The sequence below is a fragment of the Mesorhizobium sp. WSM4829 genome (assembly GCF_055811475.1).
The window spans coordinates 148,767-174,453 of the sequence record NZ_JBVVQJ010000010.1 but is presented as its reverse complement, the minus strand read 5'-3'; the positions used below and the strand labels follow the sequence as shown (position 1 = coordinate 174,453).

29 protein-coding genes are annotated in these 25,687 nt (G+C 62.8%); 15 read left to right on the top strand and 14 right to left on the bottom strand.

Translation table 11 applies throughout. The features are described 5' to 3' along the window. Window positions 1–8 precede the first annotated feature (8 nt). Window positions 9–1,313, top strand: coding sequence for a metal-dependent hydrolase family protein (locus tag AC0L17_RS12895; RefSeq protein ID WP_473516092.1), 1,305 nt, complete (start codon window positions 9–11; stop codon window positions 1,311–1,313). A gap of 140 nt (window positions 1,314–1,453) precedes the next feature. Here the strand turns inward: AC0L17_RS12895 and AC0L17_RS12890 are convergent, their stop codons facing one another. The 5 genes from AC0L17_RS12890 to AC0L17_RS12870 all read right to left on the bottom strand — a co-directional run bounded on the left by AC0L17_RS12890 (window position 1,454) and on the right by AC0L17_RS12870 (window position 3,203). Further along, entirely contained in the window at window positions 1,454–1,819 is a 366-nt protein-coding gene (locus tag AC0L17_RS12890; protein WP_473516091.1) for a YkgJ family cysteine cluster protein, read from the bottom strand. Window positions 1,820–1,842: 23 nt separating this feature from the next. Further along, the gene (locus AC0L17_RS12885; RefSeq protein ID WP_287120983.1) at window positions 1,843–2,010 is read right to left on the bottom strand and encodes a hypothetical protein; all 168 of its coding nucleotides are present in this window, start codon (window positions 2,008–2,010) and stop codon (window positions 1,843–1,845) included. A gap of 1 nt (window position 2,011) precedes the next feature. Continuing rightward, on the bottom strand, window positions 2,012–2,419 hold the full coding sequence (locus AC0L17_RS12880; RefSeq protein WP_473492436.1) for a hypothetical protein: 408 nt from the start codon (window positions 2,417–2,419) through the stop codon (window positions 2,012–2,014). Beyond that, the gene (locus tag AC0L17_RS12875) at window positions 2,419–2,646 is read right to left on the bottom strand and encodes a hypothetical protein (RefSeq protein ID WP_027155369.1); all 228 of its coding nucleotides are present in this window, start codon (window positions 2,644–2,646) and stop codon (window positions 2,419–2,421) included. The genes AC0L17_RS12880 and AC0L17_RS12875 overlap by 1 nt, the downstream gene beginning before the upstream one ends. Before the next feature lie 347 nt (window positions 2,647–2,993). Continuing rightward, entirely contained in the window at window positions 2,994–3,203 is a 210-nt protein-coding gene (locus AC0L17_RS12870) for a cold-shock protein (RefSeq protein WP_010915421.1), read from the bottom strand. Window positions 3,204–3,246: 43 nt separating this feature from the next. Between AC0L17_RS12870 and AC0L17_RS12865 the strand changes: the two genes are divergently transcribed. Both AC0L17_RS12865 and AC0L17_RS12860 read left to right on the top strand, forming a co-directional pair. Next, window positions 3,247–3,501, top strand: coding sequence for a hypothetical protein (locus AC0L17_RS12865; protein ID WP_156941649.1), 255 nt, complete (start codon window positions 3,247–3,249; stop codon window positions 3,499–3,501). Window positions 3,502–3,774: 273 nt separating this feature from the next. Further along, entirely contained in the window at window positions 3,775–3,954 is a 180-nt protein-coding gene (locus AC0L17_RS12860; RefSeq protein WP_473516090.1) for a CsbD family protein, read from the top strand. A gap of 63 nt (window positions 3,955–4,017) precedes the next feature. On the opposite strand, the gene AC0L17_RS12855 is transcribed toward AC0L17_RS12860, so the two are convergent. Then, a complete protein-coding gene (locus AC0L17_RS12855; RefSeq protein WP_473516089.1) occupies window positions 4,018–5,148 on the bottom strand; it encodes a metallophosphoesterase in 1,131 nt (376 codons plus the stop codon). 120 nt (window positions 5,149–5,268) lie between these two features. Between AC0L17_RS12855 and AC0L17_RS12850 the strand changes: the two genes are divergently transcribed. Further along, complete coding sequence (locus AC0L17_RS12850; protein ID WP_473516088.1) at window positions 5,269–5,856, top strand: hypothetical protein; 588 nt, start codon at window positions 5,269–5,271, stop codon at window positions 5,854–5,856. A 36-nt stretch (window positions 5,857–5,892) separates the two neighbouring features. On the opposite strand, the gene AC0L17_RS12845 is transcribed toward AC0L17_RS12850, so the two are convergent. Beyond that, window positions 5,893–6,579: a TetR/AcrR family transcriptional regulator gene (locus AC0L17_RS12845; protein ID WP_473516087.1), complete on the bottom strand. Its 687-nt coding sequence runs from the start codon at window positions 6,577–6,579 to the stop codon at window positions 5,893–5,895. Between the two features lie 96 nt (window positions 6,580–6,675). On the opposite strand from AC0L17_RS12845, the gene AC0L17_RS12840 reads away from it, so the two are divergent. From AC0L17_RS12840 to AC0L17_RS12825, 4 genes are all read left to right on the top strand, one after another. After that, window positions 6,676–7,446: an NIPSNAP family protein gene (locus tag AC0L17_RS12840; protein ID WP_473516086.1), complete on the top strand. Its 771-nt coding sequence runs from the start codon at window positions 6,676–6,678 to the stop codon at window positions 7,444–7,446. A 109-nt stretch (window positions 7,447–7,555) separates the two neighbouring features. After that, window positions 7,556–8,953: a class II fumarate hydratase gene (gene fumC / locus AC0L17_RS12835; protein ID WP_473516085.1), complete on the top strand. Its 1,398-nt coding sequence runs from the start codon at window positions 7,556–7,558 to the stop codon at window positions 8,951–8,953. Between the two features lie 123 nt (window positions 8,954–9,076). Next, window positions 9,077–9,511, top strand: coding sequence for a DoxX family protein (locus tag AC0L17_RS12830; RefSeq protein ID WP_287243980.1), 435 nt, complete (start codon window positions 9,077–9,079; stop codon window positions 9,509–9,511). 147 nt (window positions 9,512–9,658) lie between these two features. After that, on the top strand, window positions 9,659–10,081 hold the full coding sequence (locus tag AC0L17_RS12825) for a DoxX family protein (protein WP_473516084.1): 423 nt from the start codon (window positions 9,659–9,661) through the stop codon (window positions 10,079–10,081). A gap of 64 nt (window positions 10,082–10,145) precedes the next feature. On the opposite strand, the gene ppx is transcribed toward AC0L17_RS12825, so the two are convergent. Then, complete coding sequence (gene ppx, locus AC0L17_RS12820; RefSeq protein ID WP_473516083.1) at window positions 10,146–11,681, bottom strand: exopolyphosphatase; 1,536 nt, start codon at window positions 11,679–11,681, stop codon at window positions 10,146–10,148. Then, window positions 11,681–13,882: an RNA degradosome polyphosphate kinase gene (locus tag AC0L17_RS12815; RefSeq protein WP_236386729.1), complete on the bottom strand. Its 2,202-nt coding sequence runs from the start codon at window positions 13,880–13,882 to the stop codon at window positions 11,681–11,683. The genes ppx and AC0L17_RS12815 overlap by 1 nt, the downstream gene beginning before the upstream one ends. 353 nt (window positions 13,883–14,235) lie before the next feature. Between AC0L17_RS12815 and AC0L17_RS12810 the strand changes: the two genes are divergently transcribed. Beyond that, the gene (locus tag AC0L17_RS12810) at window positions 14,236–14,481 is read left to right on the top strand and encodes a zinc-finger domain-containing protein (protein ID WP_287229899.1); all 246 of its coding nucleotides are present in this window, start codon (window positions 14,236–14,238) and stop codon (window positions 14,479–14,481) included. 15 nt (window positions 14,482–14,496) lie between these two features. Then, window positions 14,497–15,723 carry an FAD-dependent monooxygenase gene (locus tag AC0L17_RS12805; RefSeq protein WP_473516082.1) on the top strand — a complete coding sequence of 409 codons (1,227 nt, stop codon included), beginning with the start codon at window positions 14,497–14,499 and terminating at the stop codon, window positions 15,721–15,723. An 84-nt stretch (window positions 15,724–15,807) separates the two neighbouring features. Here AC0L17_RS12805 and AC0L17_RS12800 read toward each other — a convergent pair whose 3' ends face one another. The 5 genes from AC0L17_RS12800 to AC0L17_RS12780 all read right to left on the bottom strand — a co-directional run bounded on the left by AC0L17_RS12800 (window position 15,808) and on the right by AC0L17_RS12780 (window position 20,881). Then, window positions 15,808–16,476: a TIGR02117 family protein gene (locus tag AC0L17_RS12800; RefSeq protein WP_473516081.1), complete on the bottom strand. Its 669-nt coding sequence runs from the start codon at window positions 16,474–16,476 to the stop codon at window positions 15,808–15,810. Window positions 16,477–16,614: 138 nt separating this feature from the next. After that, window positions 16,615–17,418, bottom strand: coding sequence for an amino acid ABC transporter ATP-binding protein (locus AC0L17_RS12795; RefSeq protein ID WP_023800620.1), 804 nt, complete (start codon window positions 17,416–17,418; stop codon window positions 16,615–16,617). Between the two features lie 21 nt (window positions 17,419–17,439). Continuing rightward, window positions 17,440–18,597 (bottom strand): amino acid ABC transporter permease, encoded by a 1,158-nt coding sequence (locus tag AC0L17_RS12790; protein ID WP_027155356.1) that lies wholly within the window; start codon window positions 18,595–18,597, stop codon window positions 17,440–17,442. Between the two features lie 4 nt (window positions 18,598–18,601). Continuing rightward, window positions 18,602–19,789 (bottom strand): amino acid ABC transporter permease, encoded by a 1,188-nt coding sequence (locus AC0L17_RS12785; RefSeq protein WP_091590650.1) that lies wholly within the window; start codon window positions 19,787–19,789, stop codon window positions 18,602–18,604. 63 nt (window positions 19,790–19,852) lie between these two features. Beyond that, window positions 19,853–20,881, bottom strand: coding sequence for an amino acid ABC transporter substrate-binding protein (locus AC0L17_RS12780; protein ID WP_091590648.1), 1,029 nt, complete (start codon window positions 20,879–20,881; stop codon window positions 19,853–19,855). A 429-nt stretch (window positions 20,882–21,310) separates the two neighbouring features. Between AC0L17_RS12780 and AC0L17_RS12775 the strand changes: the two genes are divergently transcribed. The 5 genes from AC0L17_RS12775 to AC0L17_RS12755 all read left to right on the top strand — a co-directional run bounded on the left by AC0L17_RS12775 (window position 21,311) and on the right by AC0L17_RS12755 (window position 25,563). Next, the gene (locus tag AC0L17_RS12775) at window positions 21,311–22,477 is read left to right on the top strand and encodes a cystathionine beta-lyase (RefSeq protein ID WP_473516080.1); all 1,167 of its coding nucleotides are present in this window, start codon (window positions 21,311–21,313) and stop codon (window positions 22,475–22,477) included. 265 nt (window positions 22,478–22,742) lie between these two features. Beyond that, the gene (locus tag AC0L17_RS12770; protein WP_473516079.1) at window positions 22,743–23,831 is read left to right on the top strand and encodes an HPP family protein; all 1,089 of its coding nucleotides are present in this window, start codon (window positions 22,743–22,745) and stop codon (window positions 23,829–23,831) included. Window positions 23,832–23,933: 102 nt separating this feature from the next. Continuing rightward, window positions 23,934–24,614: an RNA polymerase sigma factor gene (locus tag AC0L17_RS12765; protein ID WP_473516078.1), complete on the top strand. Its 681-nt coding sequence runs from the start codon at window positions 23,934–23,936 to the stop codon at window positions 24,612–24,614. Window positions 24,615–24,712: 98 nt separating this feature from the next. After that, window positions 24,713–25,237, top strand: coding sequence for a DUF4142 domain-containing protein (locus tag AC0L17_RS12760; RefSeq protein ID WP_473492410.1), 525 nt, complete (start codon window positions 24,713–24,715; stop codon window positions 25,235–25,237). Continuing rightward, entirely contained in the window at window positions 25,234–25,563 is a 330-nt protein-coding gene (locus tag AC0L17_RS12755) for a cupredoxin domain-containing protein (protein ID WP_473516077.1), read from the top strand. Before AC0L17_RS12760 ends, AC0L17_RS12755 begins: the two co-directional genes overlap by 4 nt. Window positions 25,564–25,687 lie beyond the last annotated feature (124 nt).

The following is a 25,687-nucleotide window of genomic DNA, read 5'->3' as shown; positions in this document are numbered from 1 at the left end:
GCAGACAAATGCTTGCGGCGGCTCTCCTGCTTGGACTTTGCGCCAGCGCGAGCGCCGATGACGTGCTTTTCGAAAACGTCCGCATCTTCGACGGGAAGGGCGCCGCACTTTCGGCTCCGTCGAGTGTGCTGGTGCAGGGCAAGCTGATCGCGCGGATTTCGACAAGTCCCATCGCGGCCGAGGGCGCGCAGCGCATCGCCGGCAACGGGCGAACGCTGATGCCGGGGCTGATCGATGCGCATTGGCACGCAATGCTGATTGCATCCACCCCGGCAGAGGCGATGGGCGACATCGGCTTCGCCAATCTTGCGGCCGGCGACGAGGCGACGGATACGCTGATGCGCGGCTTCACCACCGTTCGCGACGTGGGCGGGCCGGTGTTCGGCCTCAAGCGCGCGATAGATCAAGGCATCATCGCGGGACCGCGCATCTATCCGTCCGGAGCCATGATCACCGTGACCAGCGGGCATGGGGATTTCCGCCAGCTCAGCGACTTGCCCCGGACGATCGGCGGCTTGTTCACCCCCATGGAGAGGAACGGCGGCAGCATAGTCGTGGACAGTCCCGACGAGGTGCGTTTGCGTGCCCGCGAGCAATTCATGCAGGGGGCCGCGCTGCTGAAGCTGACAGCGGGCGGTGGAGTGTCGTCGCCCCACAGCCCGCTCGACGTCACCACCTTCACCGAGCCCGAACTGCGGGCCGCCGTTGAAATTGCCGAGAATTGGGGCACCTACGTCGCCGCGCACGCCTTCACCTCGGATGCGATCCGGAAGGCTGTCGCGGCTGGCGTCAAGTGCATCGAACACGGCTTCCTCATGGACGAGGCAACCGCCAAGCTGATCGCCGAAAAGGACGTTTGGCTGAGCTTGCAGCCGCTTCCCGAATTGATGAGGACAGGCCTCCGAGAGGGTTCGGTCGAGCGAGCCAAGGCCGATGAGGTGTGGCCGGGCATCGGCAGGACCTACGAACTCGCGAAGAAATACAAGATCAAGACGGCATGGGGCACCGATGTCCTGTTCTCCCGCGCGCTGGCGAAGCAGCAGGGAGCAATCCTGGCGTCGCTTGTGCGTTGGTACACGCCTGCCGAAGCGCTCGTCATGGCGACCGGGACCAATGCCGAGCTGCTCGCGCTGTCGGGCCTTCGCAATCCCTATCCGGGAAAGCTCGGCGTGATCGAAGAGGGCGCGCTCGCCGACCTCCTGCTCGTCGAAGGCAATCCGCTGGAGAACCTCGACCTGGTGGCCGATCCTGCCAACAACTTCAAAATCATCATGAAGGACGGCCTGATCTACAAAAACACGCTGACTCAGTGAGGAACGACTGAGCCGCCCGTCTCTACTCGACGCATCCGATGGCCTGGCCGCAGAGCGCTGGAATTCCACAGCCCAGCGACAGGAATGGCCGCTTCCCACCCGAGGTGGAAATTCAAACTGAGATCTATCGAGGCCCGTTATCAGGGCGCCGGCAGACCATGTGCCTTGCGCGCCATCAGGCAGTCGTCGCCACCGGGCATGCAGGCGCGGCAGACGTCCGGCCTGACCTCGTAGATGCCACAAATGGTCGACTTGCCGACCTCGCCCGAAAGTGCCGAACAGCGCACGCCGTCACAGCGCATGCCGGCTTCGTCGGCAGCCACATATTTCTGCGGGATCCGGTCGAGCTGCGCGTCATCTTCGGTCGAGAAGCGCGGCCATTCGGCCGAGTAGGAACAGCAGGCGCCACAGCTCCGGCAGTCGAAGAGAGGGGCGGCGCGCTCCTCCAGTGATGAAAAGTCTCCGGCGCTCGCCAGGGCGAGCAGCCCTGACGCAACAGAATTCATACCGGCGTTGCTCGGCAAGGGCGCTATTTTTTCTTCCTGGTCTTGCGCGACGCCACGTCCGCCGGCGACTTGAACAGGTCGGTCGCTGCCTCGGCGGCGACATCGGCTTTCGGCGCGGCGGCCGGCTTGGCCAGCTTTGCGGTGGCAGCGGCTGCTGCCGGCTGATCCTTGGCGGAAAATTTTATGGCCATATCAATCCTCGTCGGAGAAACGCGATGATGGCGCATTCGGGTTGCGAAGCCGGCCGATCAGCGCCGAGACCGCCGTGATGTTCATTTCCTCGGGCGACCAGTTCCTGGCCTCCTCGATGTGCCGGGGTGCCAGTTCGCGATGCGTGCTGCCGCTATAGGCGGCATCCTGATGGGTGACGCGCTCACGGGTCTTGGCATTTTCGCGGACATACTCGATCAGATAGTTCGGGCATTCGGAGCGGCCACGCACGCCGAGCCTGACCTGGGCATCGCCATGGGCGCGCTTGCACCGCTCGAGCTTTTCGAGAACGCGCCGGACATACTCGACCGGCTTGTCGAGGGCTCCCACGACATCGGCGATGGTCGAATCGGCGGCGATTGCCTCTTGCGGGACGCGTTTGGTGGCCATCAGCGTTTGCCTGCGCGCTTCGGCGAGGCAGCGAGCGAGGCGGCTGCAGCCAGCTCGTCGGCTTCCTTTTCCAGGCGCAGTTCGCGCAGCCGCGCGGTCTTGGCTTCCCGGGCCTGGCTGACAGCATCCTGCTCGGAAATAATGCGGTTGAGCGACATGGACTGGGTCTGGGTCTTGCTGAAGATGGATTCGGCGTGGTCGCGGGATTTCTTCGAAGTGGCGGTCAAGGTCTTTCTCCCGGTTCGGAGCGTAATGCCGAAAATGGCGAGACCGGTCTTTCGACCAGGACCACGCACAAAGCAATACGGCAGTCGATTTCAAATTGCTGGAGCATCCTTAGCACGTTCAAGCGAACGCGCGGTGCTCTTTTCGAACTTTTGCGGCGCCCGAAACGCAAAAGGCCAGGCATTGCCTGACCTCCGCTGGAGCGCCGCGCGTCCGGTTGAACGCGCGTGCACTTGCTCATTCTGCGCATGATCCTTTCCGGAAACTGATGTTTCCGAGGTCATGCGCTGGAATTTGCCGTTCACCGGTGCCAGTACATCCGTGGTCACCGGCGAGGCTGAATTCCGTTTTAGGCCGCCTTCAACTGATCGGCGGACATCTTGCCCGACTTGTTGTCGCGGACCATCTCGTAGCCGAGCTTCTGGCCCTCGACGATGTCGCGCATTCCGGCGCGCTCTACGGCCGAGATGTGGACAAAAACGTCGGCCGAGCCGTCGTCAGGCTGAATAAAACCGAAACCCTTGGTGGCATTGAACCATTTAACTGTGCCTGTGCTCATAACGAACCCTTTCCGTGGCAAATATTCGTTCGCCGTCATGCGAATGCACAACAGCGTTTGTCTCGATTTTGATGGGGGAAGTTCGTCAAAGGCGCGCCTGGACACGCGGATAACAAAAGTCGGTCAAACAAATATCGACGAATTGCTTTTAGACTTCTTTTGGCGCCGTGTCAATTTTTTGCTTTCGCCGTCTGCTTTCGTCGTCGGCGGGCCGATGGCGGCACGCTGGCTGCGCAGGCAATTCGACGGCGGATCTGACGCCGAAAACCGGGCCCAGCGCCAGCTGTTAAAAATGTAAAAAAAATCGCGCCATGCCGGGAACCATCTTGGCATCCGTGCATTTTAAATATCGCCAGCAGTTCATGAGAGCAATCTCAGGAAAGGCTGACACAAAGGACGCCTCCCGTGCAATAAAACGCGCGAGGGGCGTTCTTTTATGCCGAGTAGCAATCGCCATGGCGGTCAGGGCCAAAGGCCGTGGCCTGTTGATTGACCGGCGAGGCAGGGCTCCGGAACCGAAAACCCAGCCACCCGTTTTCCAAACAGCAGATTGATTCCGGGAGATGCGGCCATGGTGAACAAGAGTCAGATTGCGGGCCTAGCCAAGCAGCTCAAGGGCTCGCTGAAGAAAGCCGCCGGCAAGGCCACCGGCAACAGGCGCGTCCAGGCTGAAGGCGTGGCCGACAAGATCGCCGGCAAAATGCAGAAGGCCTATGGCGACATCAAGCACAAGCTCAGGAAGGTGATCTGACCCCTGCGCTGCTGTTTCAATTGCGATGAGGAAAGCGGTTTAGCGGTCCGCTGTCCGCTTCCGTTAGAAATTCAGGCTCTTTGAGAAAGCGTTGGTGAAGGCGATCTCGCCATGGTCGCCAACGGCTTCGCCAAGCGCCACGTCCATGCTGTCGCCGCTCACCCGCGCCAGCGCGAAGCCGCCCATATAAGCGGCCTTCGGCTTGAACAGGTCGAGCCCATCGCCGCGGTAGATCATCGCTGTCTCGTGCTGGTGGCCATGAAAGATGCCGATGACGTTGTAGCCCCTCACCGCCGCCAGCAGCGCCTGCCGGTCCGCCTCGCTCCACCAGTGCGGCGCACCAGCGCCTTCATCGTCGAAGGTTCCTTTGGCGGCATCCCACCGTTCGATCGAGAAAACATCCCAACCATAGTGCTGGAACAGGATGACGGGGCGGCCGTCCGCTGCATAGGTCGCCAGATCCTGCTTCAGCCATGACAGGCCGGAGACCGCGCCATGGCCGGTGTCGCCGGCGAAACGGTGCGTCTGGACGAGATGCAGGCCGCCCCAGTCCCACGAGTAGCAGTCGGTGTCGACATCGTAACTGGTCACCGGCACCGGCGGCTTGAAGAACACGCCGGCACGATGGTTGACCTCGACATAGTCGCGCATTTCGCGGCGGTACCAGTCGACGTGGTTTGGCGGGCCGTTCTGGTCGAGATCGTGGTTGCCGAGACCGACATAGACCGGCACATGCACGCGATCGGGGCCGATGCCCTGCTGGTAACGCTGGCTGAACTGGAGCAGCTGCGTGCCCTCGCTGGGCTGGATGACCTGGCCGCCGCCGTCATCGGTCATGTCGCCACCGACGACGAGGCCGAGCGGCGTGCCGATGCGGCTGCCGGCCGAGCGCAGGCCGGTGGCGATGCCGTTGATTTCGGCCGGCCAGTGCTTCTCGCCAATGGCGTTCAACGCGGCGATACTGCGCAGCAAGGCGGCGTCGGTCTTGCCTTCCTGCTGGCAATTGGGGCTCAGCCCGCTGGCCATGCGGCAGGCATGGACATCGGCGACGAACAGCAAGGTGGCGTCGACAGGCGCAATGCGCTGTCCGGTCTGTCCGAGCGCCGGTCGCGCAAGGACGCCGGCCGCGGCCAGCCCTGCTCCCTGCGTCAGGAAGCGGCGCCGGGAGAGTGATCCTGCCGAGATGCGATTCATGGCGTGAAATTCAGCACAGCCGGCGCCTCTTCGTCCAGTTGCCGCGAACGGCATGTCGACACGCTGCCGCAGGTCTGGCATTGCTTTCAGGTCAGGACTCAACTTGCGCGGGCAAACGCTATGAAGACTATATCCATCGCGACGGCACTTACCATCCTGGCGAGCGCCGCTCATGGTGCCGAGTGCATCGACGCCAAAGCCGCCAAGGCCGGCTTCATTCTCGAAAGGCCCGGCATCCACAGCGAGTTTCGACCGGCGGCGGGTGGAATGGTGTCGGTCGCCAACGAATACCAATCCCAATCGCCGCAGACGCAGTTTCTGTTCAGCGGTCTGATCGAGGTGTTTCGCGACAGCGAGACCGGTCAGCTTGCGATGATCCCGTTTTCGGATCTCAGAAAGCTGTTTCCGCTCAAGGCCGGGGCGAAAAGCACGACCGTTTTCGTCCGCCTCGCTGCAAACAAACAGCCGAAGGACACCGAGACGCTCGAGATCAACGTAAAAGGCAAGGAGACGTTCAGCCTGGGCGACTGCAAATACAACGTCCTGGCGGTCAGGCAGACGATCAAGAACGAGGCCGGCAAGACCCAGGATGAATTCACCGCGCTCTATGCGCCCGATCTGCAGGCCGTTCTGGCCAGGCGCTATGACGAGGGCACCAACGCCGAAAGCGTGGTCGGCTACGAGGTCATCAAACCGCTGCCGAATTAACTCCCGGCAGGGCAGAAGGCGACTGGCGCTCCGGCATCAAAAGGCTTTGTACTGCCGCAGCACCCTGCGACGTCGCTTCGCTCTTGCTTCGCCCTTGGATGAAGAAACTGGGGAAACTCCCTGCTCCAGCGCGTTCAGGCAATCGCGCAGCACGCCTGAATCCTGCGCTGCCTTGGCCATCGACATGGCGCCGGAATAGGTCGCGACCGCGAGTGCCGCGAAACGCTGCGGGTCGGTGTCCTGCTCCCTGCCCGCTTGCTGGTCGGCCCTGATCTTGTCGGCGATCGCCTGGCGCCACGCCGAAAAAATGCCGGCAAGTGCGGTGCGGAAATCCGGATCGGCAAGCGACAATTCATGCGCCAGGTTGTTGAGCGGGCAGCCGCGCACGAAACCCTGTTGCTCCAGTTCCGCGGCCACTGCCTCGAACACGCTGCGCACGCCCTCGCGCGCCGAGCCTGCCGCCTGCACCGGCGCGATCCATGTTGCTTCGACGGCCGCGGCGACCCGCTCCTCGATCACCGCCAGCGCCAGCGCCTTCTTGGTCGGGAAGTGATGATGCAGCGCGCCGCCGGTGACGCCTGCCGCGGCCATCAGGTCGCCGAGGCTGGAGGCATGGTAGCCGCGCGCCTGAAACGAGGCTTCGGCGACATCGAGCACGCGTTTGCGCAGGCCTTCCGGGTCGTTGGTGCGTTTGCCGGGCTGCGCCTTTGGGCGAGCGGTCATCTCTGCTGACATTTTTCAACGATAGCAGATTGACAAAACAGGACAACCGGTCTGTTTTTAAAAACAGGACAAATGCCCTGTTTTGGAGATTGCGCGATGAGCCTGCCCCTGAATGCCGCGTCGAAACCCGGCCTCAACGCCTCGCCGGTCGTCGAGCTCAGGCAATACACGCTGAAACCTGGCCGGCGCGACACGCTGATCGGCATCTTCGACGGTCACCTCATCGAGGGTCAGGAAGCGGCAGACATGACCATCATCGGTCAGTTTCGCGATCTCGACCGGCCCGACATGTTCATCTGGCTGCGCGGCTTCGAGGGTATGGAAGCGCGGAAAAATGCACTGACCGCGTTCTATGAGGGGCCCGTCTGGGCGGCCTGGCGCGACGCCGCCAACGCCACGATGATCTCCTCCGACGACGTGCTGTTGCTGAAACCGGCATGGCCAGGCGCCGGCTTCGATCTGTCTGGATCGCGACGAGCAGCCTTGGATGGTTACGAAAAACCAAGCGGAGACAATCGCTTGTCGGATATTGTTGTCATCAAGATTCATCATCTGCGGCACGGCGCCGAAGCCGACTTCGCCAGCCGCTTCAAAACCGACGCGATTGCCGTGTTGGCGGCACTTGGCGCGCGGCCGCTTGCTGCGTTTGTCTCCGAACATGCCGAAAACAGCTTTCCCCGCCTGCCGGTGCGATCAGGCGCAAACGTCTTCATCAGCGTCGCCGCCTTCGACAGCGCGGACGCCCACGAAAGCGTTGAAGCCGCGCTTGCCGCGGCGCCGGCCTGGCAGGCATTGCAGTCGGGCCTGGCCAGACCGACGGAAACACTGCGCCTATCTCCAACCTCACGATCGCTGATTGGTCGGTGAGAGAGGCGCTTCTTCAACCGATTTGCATCCTTGTCGCTCGCAATCTTCGCTTGAAGCCATTTGTGCAACGCGATACGCCGGTGCCGAATTCGACAGACCGGAGAGACATGTGAGCGCGCCAGAGACCAGAACCGAAACCGACACGTTCGGTCCCATCGAGGTCGCCGCCGATCGTTACTGGGGCGCGCAGGCGCAGCGTTCGCTGGGCAATTTCAAAATCGGCTGGGAAAAGCAGCCGGCGTCGATCGTTCGCGCGCTCGGCATCGTCAAGCAGGCGGCGGCCGAAACCAATATGGAGCTGAAGCGGCTCGACCCGGCCATCGGCAAGGCGATCGTCGAAGCCTCTCAGGAAGTCATCGACGGCAAGCTGAACGATCATTTCCCGCTGGTCGTCTGGCAGACCGGCTCGGGCACGCAATCCAACATGAACGCCAACGAGGTGATCTCCAACCGGGCGATCGAACTGCTGGGCGGTGTCATGGGGTCGAAGAAACCGGTGCATCCCAACGACCACGTCAATATGAGCCAGTCGTCGAACGATACCTATCCGACGGCCATGCACATCGCCTGCGCCGAGCGCATCGTGCACGATTTGTTGCCGGCGCTCAGGCATTTGCACGCCGCGCTGGAGGCCAAGACCAAAGCATTCGCCCACATCGTCAAGATCGGCCGCACCCACACGCAGGACGCGACGCCCCTCACCCTTGGCCAGGAATTTTCGGGCTATGCCGCGCAGGTCGCCTCCTCGATCAAACGCATCGAGATGACGCTGCCCGGCCTGCAGGAACTGGCGCAAGGCGGCACGGCCGTCGGCACCGGCCTCAACGCGCCGGTCGGCTTTGCCGAGAGAGTGGCGGATCGCATCGCCGCGATCACCGGCATCGCCTTCGTCACCGCGCCAAACAAGTTCGAGGCGCTGGCGGCGCATGATTCGATGGTGTTCTCGCATGGCGCCATCAACGCCTGCGCCGGCGCCCTGTTCAAGATTGCCAACGACATTCGTCTGCTCGGCTCCGGCCCGCGCTCCGGCCTTGGTGAACTGTCGCTGCCGGAAAACGAGCCGGGTTCGTCGATCATGCCGGGCAAGGTCAATCCCACCCAGTGCGAGGCGATGACCCAGGTCTGCATCCAGGTGTTCGGCAACAATGCGGCCGTGACCTTCGCCGGCAGCCAGGGCCATTTCGAGCTCAACGTCTACAACCCGCTGATGGCCTACAATTTCCTGCAGTCGGTGCAACTGCTCGCCGACGCCTCCATCTCGTTCACCGACAATTGCGTCGTCGGCATCGAGGCGCGGGAAGACAATATCAAGGCCGCCCTCGACCGTTCGCTGATGCTGGTGACAGCACTGGCGCCGACCATCGGCTACGACAACGCCGCCAAGATCGCCAAGACCGCTCACAAGAACGGCACAACCTTGCGTGAGGAAGCGCTTGCCACCGGGCTGGTCAGCGAAGCCGACTACGACCGCCTGGTTCGGCCAGAGGAGATGACGCATCCGGGATGATCTTGCGCTGATCGCAAAAACTTTACTGCGGTGAACAATCTGTAACCAAATCTGCATCTTTGGTGAACAGTCGCCCTGCTCTATGTGGGTGGGCACCACAACCCCTCCCGGAGAGAGCCCATCATGTCCACCAACACGTCCGTTGCCGGTTCCGGCACCGTTTCCAACGCCGCTTCCAACGCCTCAGGCAGCATCCTGCTCGGCCGTATCCTGCTTTCGGTCATCTTCGTGCTTTCCGGTTTCGGCAAGCTCACTGCGATCGCCGGCACCGCCGGTTACTTCGGCAGCATGGGTCTGCCGATGCCGACCGTGACGGCGATTGTCGTCGGTCTGCTCGAGCTGCTCGGCGGCCTCGCCATCCTCATCGGCTTTCAGACCCGGATCACCGCCTGGGTGCTGGCAATCTTCACCGTCGCCACGGGATTGGTCGCCCACACCGGCTGGGCCGATCAGATGCAGATGATCAGCTTCATGAAGAACCTGGCGATTGCCGGCGGCTTCCTCGTGCTGGCTTCCTCGGGCGCCGGCGCCTATTCGGTCGACGCCAAGCGCGGCTGAAGCGGTCCAGGAACTTGCAGCAGGGGCGCGGAATTTTCCGCGTCCCTTTTTCGTTGTCGGTTTATGCCCGTCGATCAGCCGGTCGGACTTTCTGCTAGGATGAGGTGTCGGGGTGAAGCCAACCGCCGCCGACGTCGGAGGTGACCAATGCCGCGCGATGCGCTGCTTCTGCTTTCGCGGCTGCTGCTCGCCGCTCTATTCGTTCCGTCCGGCTTTCACGCACTTACCGACATTGCCGGCACATCGGGCTATTTTTCCAGCCTTGGCCTGCCGCTGCCGACGCTCGCAGCCTGGGCGACGGGGCTGTTCGAGCTGATCGCCGGACTGCTCATCCTCGTCGGCCTCAAGACGCCGATCGTGGCGCTCCTGCTTGCCGCTTTCTGCATCGCGGCAGGCTTCATCGGCCACTATGGCCAAGGCGGCGACGATCCGACGCTGACCTTCATGCATTCGCAGATGCTGATGAAGGACATCGCGCTATCGGGCGGTTTTCTGGCGCTGGCAATGGCAGGCGCCGGCGCCTACTCGATCGACGGGCGGATGCTTCGGATCGGCGCTGAAACGACTTGAACGACACAAGCTGCCGGACTGAGCCGAATTACTTGACCGAGCCGAATTACTTGACTGGGCCAGACTACTTGGCTGGCATAGTGGGGCCGCCCTCGACCGCCAGCACCAGCCGGCGATTGGTGACCCTCGCCAGTTGCGCCAGTCGCCCGGCCGGCCGTTCGCCGTAAAGGTCGGCCAGCGACGCCGGCAGCACCAGCGCCAGCGCGCCATTGCCGCGCCTCTGCCATTTCAACCGCGGCATGACGCCCGGCATTGCCGCCGTCAGCAGGTAGACGACGCGCATCACCGCGGCCAGCACACGGGCGCGCTCGATATAGCGCGGCGTTGCCAGCGCCTTGATTTCCGGCGCGATCGATTCGTTGAAGACGCCATCATGACGGTAGGCGTTGGCCAGCGCCAGGAAGGCGCGGCCGGGATGGTCGACGCCGATGAAGGAGGCGTGGGCAATGATGTTGAGCGATTGCTTGCCGCGATATTCGGGATGCGCGCGCCAGCCGATGTCGGCAAGCAGGCAGGCGGCCCGGCGGTAGCGCGCCTCGTCGACCGTCTCCTCGATGCCGAAGGCGGCGAAGGTCTTGCCCGTCCACTCGACAAGCTCTTGCGCGTGGGTGACCGAGCGCGAACGCAGCCGGGCGAGTTCCTCCGAGGCCGAGATCAGCGGATCCGCCTTCTGCTCGGCTTTGTCGAGCAGCGAATAGAGAAAGCCCTCGCGCACGCCTAACGCCGAGACGATGATCTTTGACGGCTGCATCGCCGTCATGATCTCCTGCAGCACGATGGCGCCATAAGGCAGCAGCGAGCGGCGGTTCTTCGAGACTCCCTCGATACCCCTTATCTTCTCGATCTCGCCCTTGGCGACCTGCTTGAGGAAGTTCGCAGCGCTGTCGATGCCGATCTCGTAATGATGCATGACGCTCAGCGGATAGCTGGTCATTTCCATGTACAGCCGAGCGAGGTTTCGCCAGGTGCCGCCGACGGCATAGAACGGCCTGCCCTGCCCGCCTTTCAGCAGCCTTGCCTTCGCGAGCTCGTCGCGCGCTATCTTTGCCGCCTGGGCCAGTGAGTTTTTGGCCATGTCCTGCAGGCGCAGGCCGCCCAGCGGCAGCGTGATGCCGTCGCCGATTGCCTCGCCATCGACGTCGACCAGCTCGAGGCTGCCGCCGCCGAGGTCGCCGGCGATGCCGTTGGCCGGGTGGAAGCCGGAAATGACGCCAAGCGCGGAATAGTGGGCTTCCTGGCGCCCGCTCAGCACCTGGACCTCGGTCTTGAGCACATCTTCGGCGCGGTGGATGAAATCGGGGCCGTTGACCGCCTCGCGGGCGGCGGCGGTCGCCAGCACATACATATGCTCGGCGCCGGCCTGCTCGGACAGCGCGCGGAAACGCCGAAACTCCTCCATCGAACGGGTCACCGCCTCGGGATCGAGCCTTCCGGTCGAGACGATGCCGCGACCGAGGCCGGCCAGCATCTTTTCGTTGAACAGCGTGGTCGGCGAGCGCGCCAGCCCCTCATAGACGACAAGCCGGATCGAGTTCGACCCGATGTCGATGATGGACAGCGGTCGGCGGTCCTGAAGCCGGCCCTGGGACGTTGAAATCATCAGCCGGTCGCTGCGGCGTTTTTCTTGCGGCGCTTGAACTGCGCGATGCGCTTGGGCGCATGCGATTTCAGCGCATCGCCGCGTCCGGAGAGGCTCGGATTGGTCATGAAATATTCCTGCGCGTTGAACGGTTCCTCGCCCTCCTCGAGCGTGGCGCGCCGGGAGGTTCCGTCAGCCAATACGTCGAAACTTTGCTGGTTGTCCATGATGTTGCCCAGCATGATCTGGCCGAGGACTTGTTCATGCACCGTTGGATTGGTGATCGGCACCATGGTTTCGACGCGACGGTCGAGATTGCGCGGCATCAAATCGGCCGATGAGATGTAGACGATCGCCCCGTCCGACGGCAGTCCATGGCCGTTGCCGAAACAATAGATGCGGCTGTGTTCGAGGAAGCGGCCGACGATCGACTTGACCCTTATGTTTTCCGACAGGCCCGGCACCTGGGGCCTCAGGCAGCAGATGCCGCGCACGACGAGATCGATCTCGACGCCGGCGCGGCTGGCGTCATAGAGCGCGTCGATGATGATCGGGTCGACCAGCGAATTCATCTTCATCCAGATGCGGGCCGGCCTGCCCTCCAGCGCATGGCCAATCTCGTCCGAAATGTGCTTGAGGATGCGCTTGCGCAGCGTGAACGGCGAGATGGCCAGCCGCATCTCCTCGGTCGGCTCGGCGTAGCCGGTGATAAAATTGAACAGCTGGGCGACATCGCGGGCGATCGTCGGAGCGGTGGTGAAGAAGGACAAGTCGGTGTAGATGCGCGCGGTGACCGGATGGTAGTTGCCGGTGCCGAGATGCACATAGTTGCGCAGCTTGCCGTCCTCGCGCCGCACCACCAGCGACATTTTCGCGTGGGTCTTCAGTTCGAGGAAGCCGAACACGACCTGAACGCCGGCGCGCTCGAGGTCGCGCGCCCAGCGGATGTTGGCTTCCTCGTCGAATCGCGCCTTGAGCTCGACCAGCGCGGTCACCGACTTGCCGGCCTCCGCCGCGTCGACCAAAGCGCGCACGATCGGGCTGTCGTTCGAGGTGCGATAGAGCGTCTGCTTGATCGCCACCACTTCCGGATCGGCCATCGCCTGGCGCAGGAACTGCACCACCACGTCGAAAGATTCGTAGGGGTGATGAACGATGATGTCCTTCTCGCGGATGGCGGCGAAACAGTCGCCGCCGTGCTCGCGGATGCGTTCGGGAAAGCGCGGATTGTAAGGCTTGAACTTGAGATCGTCGCGGGCGATGGCGACGATCTCGGAAATCTGGCTGAGCGCCAGCGGACCGGTGAGCACGCTGATCCGGCTCGACGAGACGCCAAGCTCGCCGGCGACGAACTCGCGCAGTTCGGCCGGCATCAGCTTGTCGAATTCGATGCGGATGACCGAGCCGCGGCGACGCCGTTTCAGCGCCGTCTCGAACAGGCGCACGAGATCCTCGGACTCCTCCTCGACCTCGATGTCACTGTCGCGGATGATGCGGAACGTACCGGAGCCCTTGACCTCGTAGCCGGGGAACAGCTTGCCGATATAGAGGCCGACCGCCTCTTCCAGCGGAATGAAGCGGACATGATGCTTGCGGTCAGGCAAGCGGATGAAGCGCTTCAGCGCCACCGGCAGACGCAACAGCGCGCTCATCTCCTCGCCATTCCTGCGGTGGCGCAGTTGCAGCGCCATCGAGAAGCCGAGATTGGGAATGAACGGGAACGGATGCGCCGGGTCGATCGACAGCGGTGTGAGCACCGGAAACACCTGCTCCTGGAAATGATCCTCGAGCCAGGTCTTCTCGTCCTTGGTCAGCCCATCGCGGCTGATGCTCTCGATGCCTTCCTTGTCGAGCAGCAGCATCAGAGCGGATAGGCTGTTCTGTTGGTCCTCCTGCAGGCGCTCGACCTCGCGCAGCAATTGTTCCAGCTGTTGTTCGGGGGTGCGGCCGTCCGCGCTCTTCAGCGTGATGCCTTCGCGAACCTGGCCGGCGAGACCGGCGACACGGACCATGAAGAACTCGTCGAGATTGGCGGCCGAAATCGACAGGAAGCGGACCCGCTCGAGCAGCGGATGGTTGGCGTTCAGCGATTCTTCGAGGACGCGGCGGTTGAATTGCAGCCAGGAAAACTCGCGGTTGACGAACCGATCCGGGTTGCCGCCCTCTGGGCTCGCCACCTCGACAGTGGTGAATTCGCTCTGCACCGGCTTTAGTTCGTTCATGGTTCCTGCTCGTTTCGCACCCGCTGGCCACAGCGTCGCGCGTCTTTGCGGACGCGCAAAAGGACGCTCCCGCCACTTAAGCTACGCATGATCCCCAGCAAAACCGAATTAGGTTTCGGGGCCATGCCTTAACCGGCTTAGCTTATCCTGTGACAGGCTTTTACGACAGTTTGATTTCATCGATCTTGCAAAGAGACTGCTTATGATCCAGATGCAATCCAGGTACAGCGCGGCGCGTCCTTTGGACGCGAATCCAGGCTGCAGTGCGGCGCGTCCTTTGGACGCGCCAGGGTCGCGGTAGATTTTGATTTTGCACATGATCCGGGGTCATGCGGCAAATATAGGAGACGACGATGGCAGGCGGTTCCATTCCCCATTTCCAGAACGATGCGGGTTATCCGGCGATCGACATCGGCGTCAAGGAATTCATGTGCACCGGCGCCAACCCGCCTTTCGACCATCCGCATGTGTTTCTCGACATGGGCGACGACAATGAAAAGGTCTGCCCCTATTGCTCGACGCTTTATCGCTATTCGCCAAAGCTGAAGGCGACGGAAACGCAGCCTGCCGGATGCCTCTATATCCACCAGGCCGCCTGACGCGCACACCATCCGATGGACGACACCCGGTCCCGGCAGGTCGTTATCGCCGGAGCCGGCGTCGCCGGACTGACCGCGGCACTGGCGTTTTCCGAGCGCGGCTATCTGGTGCGGCTGTTCGAACAGGCGCCGCGCCTCGAAGCGGCCGGCGCCGGCATCCAGCTCTCACCCAACGCGACGCGCATCCTTCGCCAGCTCGGCGTGCTCGACCGGCTGTTGCCGGCGGCGGTGCGGCCGGAGGCGGTCGTGCTCAAGGACGCCGCCACGCTGCATGAGCTGGCGCGGGTGCCGCTTGGCGAAGCGGCCGAAAGGCGCTGGCAGGCGCCTTATCTCGTCGCTCATCGGGCTGATCTGCAAGACGCGCTGATGGCGCGCCTTGCCGAACAGCCGGACATCAGTCTCGTCACCGGCGCGCGCGTCGGCGGCATCGCCACAGGACCGCGCCATGCCACGGCAACAGTCGAGATTGCCGGCAAGACAGTCGAAGCTGGCGGCTTTCTGCTGATCGGCGCCGACGGCGTCTGGTCGGCGATCCGGGCTTTTGGCGGGTTTGCGGCCAAAAGCCGGTTTTCGGGCGAGCTTGCCTGGCGCGCTACGATCAGTGCAGGCAGTGTCGCAGGAGAAGCCCTTGCGGCGGTCGGCGCCGCCAATTGCGTGACCACCTTCCTGCATCCCGGCTTCCACCTCGTCGCCTATCCAGTCAGCAACGGCATGGCGTTCAACCTGGCTGCCTTCACCAGGGGCGAGGTCATCGCCGAGCGCTGGTCGGGCCACGCCGATCCCAATATCCTCGTCGGCGCCATGCGTGGCACGGCGGCAGCGCTGGCCCGGCTTGTCGAGGATGCCGGCCCGTGGTCCGCGTGGCCGATCCATACAGTCGACCAGGCACAGCCATGGACGACCCCCGCCGGCATCGCGCTGATCGGCGATGCGGCGCATGCAATGACGCCGTTCGCGGCGCAGGGGGCGGCGATGGCGATCGAGGATGCAGCAACCCTTGCCGGCTTTGTCGCTGCCGCGCCCGCCGATCCGTGGGGCGCGCTTGCCGCCTGGGAGAAGATGCGCCGCCCGCGCATCGCCAAGGTCGCCCGCCGCGGGGCGGTCAACCGGCTCGCTTGGCATGCAGCGGGGCCGGTGGCCGTCTCGCGCAACCTGTTCCTGAAGTGGCGCTCGCCGGAAAAGCTCGCGGCCGATCTCGACTGGCTCTATGGCTGGCGGCCGCCGGATGGCGATCGGCAATGAAAGCCGGTTGGCGGGACAGCGCCCCTCTCTGTCCGGCAGGACAGAGGGGGGCGCGCCGGAATGAGGCGCTGATTACCCGGAGCATCAATTATAAATCCGCATCGACAGGTCGAGTGAGGCCGGCAGCGGATTCCACCAGCCTGTCCGCAGGCCGGCGATACGCAGAGCCGCCGCTGTCCAGGTGTTGCAGCCAGCCAGCGCATTGAAATGGCCGTTGGCTTCGTAGAAGCGGTCGAACCTGGAATAAGCGGCATTCTCGATCAGGATCGGACCGTTCGGCCCTTGCTGGAAACTCGCCGCGATGAAGTCGAGCAGCGCTGCAAAACGCTGCTCGCTGATGTCGAAGCCGGCGACGTCGGGGTGCGGCTCGACAATGTTGCCGGCGACATCGACATGCATCACCGATGCGTCCAATGTCAGCGCCTTCATCACCGGCGCCGCCTTCAGTTCCGACCAGGTCGGCGTCTCCAGATAGAAGGCGCGGCCTCCCCAGCCGAAGACGATGTAGCGGACCCCAGCCATGTCGGCCGGAATGCCGCCACCGACCAGGAAATGGAAGCGCTTGCGCACGTCGTCATCGACCGGGATGGCGATGTCGGTGTGGATCGGATTTTTCAGCACCACGACGTGCCTGGTGGCGGCGGGATCGGCGGCGGCCGCCGGCAAGAGCGGCCGTGGAATGAATGTGCCCAGAACCACGGCAAGCACGATTGCCACCACCAGAATGGCGAGAAAACGTCCAAGCTTTTTCACGAGGGACGGCCTTTTCACGAGGGACGGCTTTTTCATGAGGGACGGGCTCGCAATCGGGGCGCAATCGCCTGCTGACGGCTCAGACGCAAAAGAGCCCGGCGGGGTTCGGCCGGGCTCTTTTGATTCGCGTGAGAGCAATCAGTGCAGGATTTGCGACAGGAACAGTTTTGTGCGCTCGTGGCGCGGATTGTCGAAGAACTCGGCTGGCGTGTTCTGCTCGACGATCTGGCCCTGGTCCATGAAGATCACCCGGTTGGCGACCTTGCGTGCAAAGCCCATCTCGTGGGTGACGCAGAGCATGGTCATACCCTCTTCGGCGAGGCCAACCATCGTCTCCAGCACTTCCTTGATCATTTCGGGATCGAGCGCCGAGGTCGGCTCGTCGAACAGCATGATGCGCGGATTCATGCACAACGAGCGGGCGATGGCGACGCGCTGCTGCTGGCCGCCGGAAAGCTGGCCGGGATATTTGTTGGCCTGTTCCGGAATCTTGACGCGCGTGAGGAAGTGCATGGCGATTTCCTCGGCCTGCTTCTTCGGCGTCTTGCGCACCCAGATCGGCGCCAGCGTGCAGTTTTCCAGGATGGTCAAATGCGGGAACAGGTTGAAATGCTGGAACACCATGCCGACCTCGCGGCGCACCTCGTCGATCTTCTTGAGATCGTTGGTCAATTCCTTGCCGTCGACGATGATCTTGCCCTTCTGGTGCTCTTCCAGCCGGTTGATGCAGCGGATCATCGTCGATTTGCCCGAGCCCGAAGGGCCGCAAATGACGATGCGCTCGCCGCGCATCACCTTCAGGTTGATGTCCTTCAGCACATGGAATTCGCCGTACCATTTGTGCATGGCGATGATGTCGATGGCGACATCGGTGGTGGAAACCTGCATCTTGGCGGCATTGACCTTGATCTCTTCCGCACTGACTGCATTTTCTATTGTCATGGAAGGTTCCCTTTTTTGTTCTTAGCGCTTGTGGCCGGTGTCGAGCCGGCGTTCCGTGAACATCGAATAGCGCGACATGCCGAAACAGAACAGCCAGAAGACGAAGGCAGCGAACACCAGGCCGGACCTGGCCGTTTGCGGCGTTGCCCAGTTGGGGTCGTTAAAATTCTGTTTGACGACGCCGAGCAAGTCGAACATCGAGATGATCGAGACCAGGCTGGTGTCCTTGAACATGCCAATGAAGGTATTGACGATGCCGGGAATGACCAGCTTCAGCGCCTGCGGCAGCACGATCAGGCCCATTTTCTGCCAGTAACCGAGGCCGAGCGAATCCGCACCCTCATACTGGCCCTTGGGGATCGCCTGCAGGCCGCCCCGCACCACTTCGGCCATATAGGCAGCGGCAAACAGCGAAACACCGATCAGCGCGCGCAGGAACTTGTCAAAGCTGACGCCGGCCGGCAGGAACAGCGGCAGCATGACGCTGGCCATGAACAGCACGGTGATCAGCGGGATGCCGCGCACCGTCTCGATAAAGATGACGCACAGCATCTTGACGATCGGCATCTTCGAGCGCCGGCCGAGCGCCAGCACGATGCCGAGCGGCAGCGACACGGCAATACCGACGAAGGACAGGGTGAGCGTCACCAGCAGCCCTCCCCATAGCGGGGTTTCGACATGCGGCAGGCCGAACACGCCACCAACCAGCAGGATGAAGGCAAAGATCGGCAGCGCCCCGAAGAACAAGATGGCGTTCAGCCCCTTGCGCGGCACCTTCGGGATGAGCAGCGGCACCAGAAGCGCTACGAACAGGATGGCGACCAGGATCGGCCGCCAGCGCTCATCGATCGGATAGCGGCCGAACATGAACTGGCCGAACTTGGCGTTGACGAAGGCCCAACAGGCGCCGGACCAGCCGTCCGGCTGGACGCCGCCCTGTGCCGCCGTGGCGCAAAAGGTACGGTCCGCGCCGGTCCATTGGGCGTTGATGAAGGCCCAGCTGATCAGTTGCGGCAGGATCATCGCGACCAGCACGATGCCGATGATGGTCAGGATCGTGTCACCGGTCGACGCAATCAGGTTCTTGCGTATCCAGGCGCCCAGGCCGCGCTCGCTTGCAGGTGCCGACTGTGCCAGCGCCATTTCGACGCGGACGAAGGAAAGATCGTGCTCCTGCATGTCGCTACCTCTCCACCAGCGCCATTCTGGCGTTGACCACGTTCATGACCGCCGACGTCAACAGGCTGAGTGCGAGATAGACCACCATCATGATCAGCACGCACTCGATAGCCTGACCGGTCTGGTTCAGCACCGTGCCGGTCGTCGCCGTCAGATCCGGGTAGCCGATGGCGATGGCCAGCGACGAGTTTTTGGTCAGGTTCAGATATTGGCTGGTCAGCGGCGGAATGACGATCCGCATGGCTTGCGGAATGACGACAAGCCGCAGGATCGATCCCGGCCGCAGCCCGAGCGCACCAGCTGCCTCGGTCTGACCCTTATTGACGCCCATGATGCCGGCCCGCACGATTTCGGCGATGAAGGCCGCCGTATAGAAGGACAGCGCCAGGTAGAGCGACAGGAACTCCGGCTTGACCTGAAAGCCGCCAGTCAGGTTGAAGGTCGATTGCTTTGGATAATCGAAGCTCAGCGGGAAGCCGCTGAGCGCGTAGGCCAGCAACGGCAAGCCGATGATCAAAGCCGCCGATGTCCAGAACACAGGGAATTGCTGGCCGGTCGCCATCTGCCGCTGACGCGCCTTGCGGGCGACGAACCACGCCATGGCGATGCCGAGAAGCAAAGCAACCAGGATCAGCCAGGAGCCTTCGCCCCACACGGCGCGTGGAAAATAAAAGCCACGTTGGTTGAGAAAGGAGCTGAACGGCAAATTGATGCTTTCACGCGGCGGCGGCAGCACCGAAAGCACGCCGGAATACCAGAAGAAGATGACCAGCAGCGGCGGGATGTTGCGAAAGACCTCGACATAGACCATGCAGATCTTGCGGATCAGCCAGTTGTGCGAAAGCCGGCCGACGCCAAGGATAAAGCCGATGATGGTGGCGGTGACGATGCCGGCGGCGGCAACGATGAGCGTGTTGACGAAGCCGACCACAATGGCGCGGCCATAGGTCGAATCCGACGAATAGGCGATGGCGCTGTCACTGATGTCGAAGCCGGCGCGGCCCCTGAGGAAGCCGAAGCCTGACGCAATGCGCAGGCGCGTCAGATTGTCTATGGTGTTTTGGACGATCCACCAGACCAACGCAACCAGCACGATGACGACCACCGCCTGGAAGACTATGCCGCGGACCTTTGGATCATTGATGAAGGAGCCGCGGCTTGGCTCCTCGCGAAGAATTTCCTGCGATGCCATTCGACCATCCCCTGGAAAGAGAAACCGGGAGGCAGACGATCTGCCTCCCGGATCACATTTCGATCAGCGGATCGGCGGAGAGTATTGCAGACCGCCCTTGGTCCACAGCGCGTTGATGCCGCGCGCGATCTTCAGCGGGCTGCCCGACCCGACATTGCGTTCGAACATTTCGCCGTAATTGCCGACGGCCTTGACGATGTTGACGACCCAGTCGTTGGAGACGCCGAGATCGGTGCCGATCTTGGTATCGGCCTCCTGGCCGAGCACGCGCTTGATCTCGGGATTTTCCGAGGCCTTCATTTCCTCGACATTGGCCTTGGTGATGCCGAGTTCCTCTGCCTGCAGCAGCGCAAAATAGGTCCACTTGACGATGTGGTACCACTGATCGTCGCCCTGGCGCACGGCCGGTCCGAGCGGTTCCTTGGAGATGATCTCAGGCAGCACGACGTGGTCGGCGGGCGCGCCCAGCGTCAGCCGGATGCCGTAGAGACCTGATTGGTCGGTGGTGTAGACATCGCAACGGCCGGCGTCATAGGCCGCGTCGACCTCTGACAGCTGTTCGAAGACGACGGGGCTGTACTCCATCTTGTTCGTCTTGAAGTAGTCGGCGAGGTTGAGTTCGGTCGTGGTGCCGCTCTGCACGCAGACCGCCGCGCCCGAAAGCTGCAGCGCGGAATTCACCCCCGGCAGCTTCTTGGCGTTGATCATGAAGCCCTGTCCGTCATAATAGGTGACACCGACGAAGTTCAGACCAAGCGCCGTATCGCGGTTGATGGTCCAGGTGGTGTTGCGCGACAGAACGTCGATCTCGCCTGACTGCAGTGCGGTGAAGCGTTCCTTGGCACTGAGCGGCGTGAACTTGACCTTGGTGCCATCGCCGAACACGGCGGCCGCGACAGCGCGGCAGAAGTCCGCATCGATGCCTTGCCAGTCGCCCTTGTCATCCGGCGCCGAGAAGCCGGCCAGACCGGTCGACACGCCGCATTGGATGAAGCCCTTGGCCTTGACGTCGTCGAGCGTGGCCGCCGACGCGGCCGAAGCCACCAATCCAAGCGTGGCGGCGCCCAGAATGCCGATTGCAATGTGTTTCATAACCCACAGACCCTTTTCTGTTTTTTTCAGGCGAACCTGACTTTTTTTCCGTGTGAACGCAGCTTCCCGTTCCGGCCCATTACCGGAACCCGCATCGCAACCGACGCGCTGCCTCCCATTCACGAGCTGCATCGAAGGCGATTATCACAGTGAGGTCAAGGAAAATGACCGAAACCCAAAGAGTTTCAAACCATTTGCCGCAAATGCCTGAATTGCAGACAAACGCGCCCGAAAATTAGCCAGCAACTGCAGGTCCGGCCAACGCGAATCGGAGCTGGCTTCTGAAATCCTTCTTCGGCGAGACAGCGTCGCGCGCCTGAATGCCATCGGAGCGATTGGCACAACCAGTCCGCCGGCTGGCGGATGGCGAACGGTTGCGCGGCCAATGCCGCCGCACTATGGCTAGCGCTTCATCAGAGGCGAAGCGCAATGGCAAAAGACGGCAATGAAATGGGCATCAACACGCGGCTTGCCCACTCGGGCAACAATCCGCATGACTATTTCGGCTTCATCAACCCGCCGGTCGTGCATGCCTCGACCGTGCTCTTTCCCAACGCGGCGACGATGGCGGCACGCGGCCAGAAATACACCTACGGCACGCGCGGCACGCCGACCACCGACGCGCTTGCCAGCGCCATCGACGGACTGGAAGGCTCGGCCGGCACGATTGTGGTGCCCTCCGGCCTGGCGGCGGTGACAGTGCCGCTGCTCGCCTTCCTGTCGGCGGGCGACCATGTCCTGATTGTCGATTCCGTCTATCACCCGACCCGCAATTTCGCCGACACGATGCTGAAACGGCTAGGCGTCGAGGTCGAATATTACGATCCGCATGTCGGCGCCGGTATAGCGGCGCTGATCAAATCCAACACCAGGGTCGTGTTCACCGAATCGCCGGCCTCCAACACTTTCGAGGTGCAGGATATACCGGCCATTTCCAGCGCGGCACACGCCGCAGGTGCGATCGTGATGATGGACAACACCTGGGCGACGCCGCTCTACTTCCGCCCGCTCGACTATGGCGTCGACATCTCGATCCATGCGGCGACGAAATATCCGGCTGGCCATTCCGACGTGCTGCTCGGCACGGCGTCGGCCAACAAGGCCTGCTGGAAACAGCTTTGCGAGACATTTTACACGATGGGCTGCTGCGCCGGGCCGGACGATGTCTATCAGGTGCTGCGCGGCCTGCGCACCATGGGTGTGCGCCTCGACCACCATCAGCGCAGCGCCCTGGCGATCGCCGGCTGGCTGGAGGGCCAGCCGGGCGTGGCGCGGGTGCTGCATCCAGCGCTTGCCAGCCATCCCGACCACGATCTCTGGAAGCGCGACTTCTGCGGCTCGAGCGGCATTTTTTCGATCGTGCTCAAGGGCGGCGGCCAGAAACAGCAGCATGCCTTCCTCGACGCGCTCAGGATATTCGGCCTCGGCTATTCCTGGGGCGGCTATGAGAGCCTTGCGGTGCCGGTCTTCCTCGGCGACCGCATCGTCGCCAAGGGGCCTTATGACGGCCCGCTCATCCGCCTGCAGATCGGGCTCGAGGATGTCGAGGATTTGAAGGCCGATCTGGCGCGCGGCCTCACTGCGGCGGCGGGTTGAGCTACGGTAGCGAGCTTCCAAAACCGATTCAGAAAACGCGCTCAACCTCTTGAAAAGACTAGCCGGATCACGCTGTGTAGCTGCTCCGGCTGGCGGCCGGACCTCGCCTGATCTACCCGCGTAGCGCAACAATATTTCCCAAATCCGCTATTTCTCGGATTGGTTTGGCTTTCGAATTCAGCAGTCTGGCGTCATTGCAAGGCGTTTCAAAGTTCAACACTCCTCGGGGATCAACCCCCAGAGTGGGATAAACCCCAGAGCACCCATGGCCTTTCGTCTTTTTTCTCCCATACTGGCCGGCGCGACACTGCGCGAGCGCATGATCGCCTGTTTCGGTGCGACGATCGGCATTGCGCTGACCGGCGCGATCAGTGGCCTCGTGCTCGGCAGCGGCCCGCATGTGCCGCTGCTCGTGGCGCCGATGGGTGCCTCGGCCGTGCTTTTGTTCGCAGTGCCGGCGAGCCCGTTGGCGCAACCCTGGTCGATCATCGGCGGCAACACCATATCGGCGCTCGTCGGCGTGATTGTGGCGCGTTTCATACATGAGCCCGTCCTTGTGGTGGGCATTGCGGTATCGTTGGCCATCGCCGCGATGTCGTTCACACGCTGCCTACATCCACCAGGCGGCGCGGCGGCTCTGACGGCGGTGTTCGGCGGCCCGGCCGTCATCGACGCCGGCTTCCTGTTTCCGTTCGTGCCGGTGGCATTGAACTCGATCGTGCTGGTGGCGCTCGGATACGGTTTTCACAAGCTGACGCGACGGACCTACCCGCATGGTACCACCGCTGCGTCAAAGAACAGCCACGGCACCATCGATCCACCGGCGCAGGAGCGTATCGGCTTCCGGCCCGAGGACATCGATGCTGCGCTCGGCGCTTTGGAGGAGACGTTCGACATCGACCGCAACGATCTCGAACGGCTACTGCGGCAGGTGGAGTTACAGGCGATGGTGCGCACGCACCGGACCTTGCTGTGCGAGGATATCATGTCGCGCGACGTGATTGCCGTGGACGAGCATGCTGATGCCGACGAGGCGCGTCATCTGCTGCTCGATCACAATATCCGGATGCTGCCGGTCGTCGACGCGGAGGCCAAGCTTATTGGCGCCGTCGGACTGCGCGAACTGGCGCGGGCGGCGCAAGCGGTGAAAAGCGTGACAAAGGCCGTGGCGACTGCCTCGGCGAGCGCGCCGGCCATGGGCCTCCTGCCGGTGCTTACCGACGGCCGCAGCCACGCCGTCGTCATCGTAGACGACAACCAGCACATCCTCGGCCTCATCACGCAGACCGATCTGCTGGCCGCAACGGCACGCGCGCAAGCTGGCGACAAGGCGTTGGCGGAAGCGGCAGCGTAAGCGGTGCCGGCCGCCGGGAAAAATGTTCGGGAACCTTTTCGCGGTTAGCCCGTCCAATGTTTCGATCGGAGGATTTGCTTCCGGTCATGAGATTGGCTCGCGATGAGGAAACCGGCCATATCTGCGACCGTCATGCCCGCCGCATCTGGCGAGATGCAGCTTGTCAGCCGTGCGCTGGCGCGCGAGGGCGGAGCCTTCCACACGATTATCAAAATGCACAACCAGCGACTCTATCGTATCGCCCGCAGCGTCGTCCGCAACGACAGCGAGGCTGAAGACATCGTGCAGGAGGCCTATGTCAGGGCCTTTGCCCAGCTCGGGGATTTTCGCGGCGAATCCTCTCTCGCCACATGGCTGTCACGCATCGTCATCAACGAGGCGCTTGGGCGTTTGCGCAAAAGGCGGCGAACGGTAGCGATGCCGCAAAATCTACAAGCCGAAATCATCGAGTTCCCCCTCAATCCCAGCGACGATCCGGAGCGGATGATGGCGCAACGGCGGATCCTCGAGCTTGTCGAACGGGCGACCGATCGACTTCCCGATGTCTACCGGACAGTATTCGTGGCGCGGGTGATCGAGGGTCTCAGCATAGACGAGACCGCCGAATTACTCGATGTGCGGCCCGAAACCGTCAAGACCCGGCTGCACCGAGCCCGCGCCCTAGTCCGCAAGGCGCTGGCCGATCAGATCGGCCCGGTGCTGCTCGATGCCTTCCCCTTCGCCGGCCGCCGGTGTGAACGGCTGACCGCCGCGGTGATGCAGCGGCTTGGCTTTACCAGCTGATTTTCCCGAATTCCCGGGAACGTTTGCCGCCTTCCGGCATCCAAACATCGTCAACTGAAAATGCCCGGAGCCAACCGCGTCCGGCGAAGGAGAACGTCATCTTTATTCGATCGACCACCGCACTGGCAGCGCTTTTCCTGCTCAGCGCAGCGACGTTGGCGCAAGCCTCCGACAAGCCGAGCGACCCGCAGATCGCCCACATCGCCTACACAGCCGGCGTGCTTGACGTTGAGGCGGCCGTGCAAGCGCTGAAGAAATCGAAGAACAAGGAGATTCTCGATTTCGCCAAAGACATGGTGCGAGACCATGAAGCCGTAAACAAACAAGCGCTTGACCTGGTCAAGAAGCTCAACGTGACCCCAGAGGACAACGCTACCAGCAAGGCGCTGACCAAGGCGGCGGACGAGGAACGGGCGAAGCTCGCCAAGCTCGACGGCGCCGCGTTCGACAAGGCCTATCTCGACAACGAGGTCGCCTATCACAAGCAGGTCAACGGCGCGCTCGAAACCCTGCTGATCCCCTCGGCCGAGAATGCCGAACTGAAGAGCCTGCTGGAGACCGGCCTGAAGCTATTCCAGGGCCATGAACAGCATGCCGAACATGTCGCCGGCATGCTGAAATGAGAACAGCACCGACGGTGTCGAAACCGCATCTGTGGATTGCAATGGCGCTAACTATTGCTGCCGCACCAGCCAAGGCCGAAACGATTGAGGTGACGATCGAGAAGCTGGTGTTTTCGCCGGCAAGCATCGAGGCGAAGGTCGGTGACACGATCGAGTGGGTCAACAAGGACGTGTTCGCCCACACGGCGACCGTCAAAGGCGACTGGGAGGTGATGATCCCGCCGAAGACATCGGCGAGCATGATCCTTCAGAAGGCGGAAGCGTTCGACTATTTCTGCCGCTTCCACCCCAACATGAAAGGCCGTCTGACGGTGACGTCGCCCTAGCCATGCCAGCGGAGAGCCCCCCCCCCCCGCGCGGCGGGGGGGGGGGGGGGGGCCCCCCCCGGGGGGGGCGGCGGGGGGGCGGGGGGGGGGGGGGGGGCCCCCGGGGGGGGGGGGGGGGGCGGAC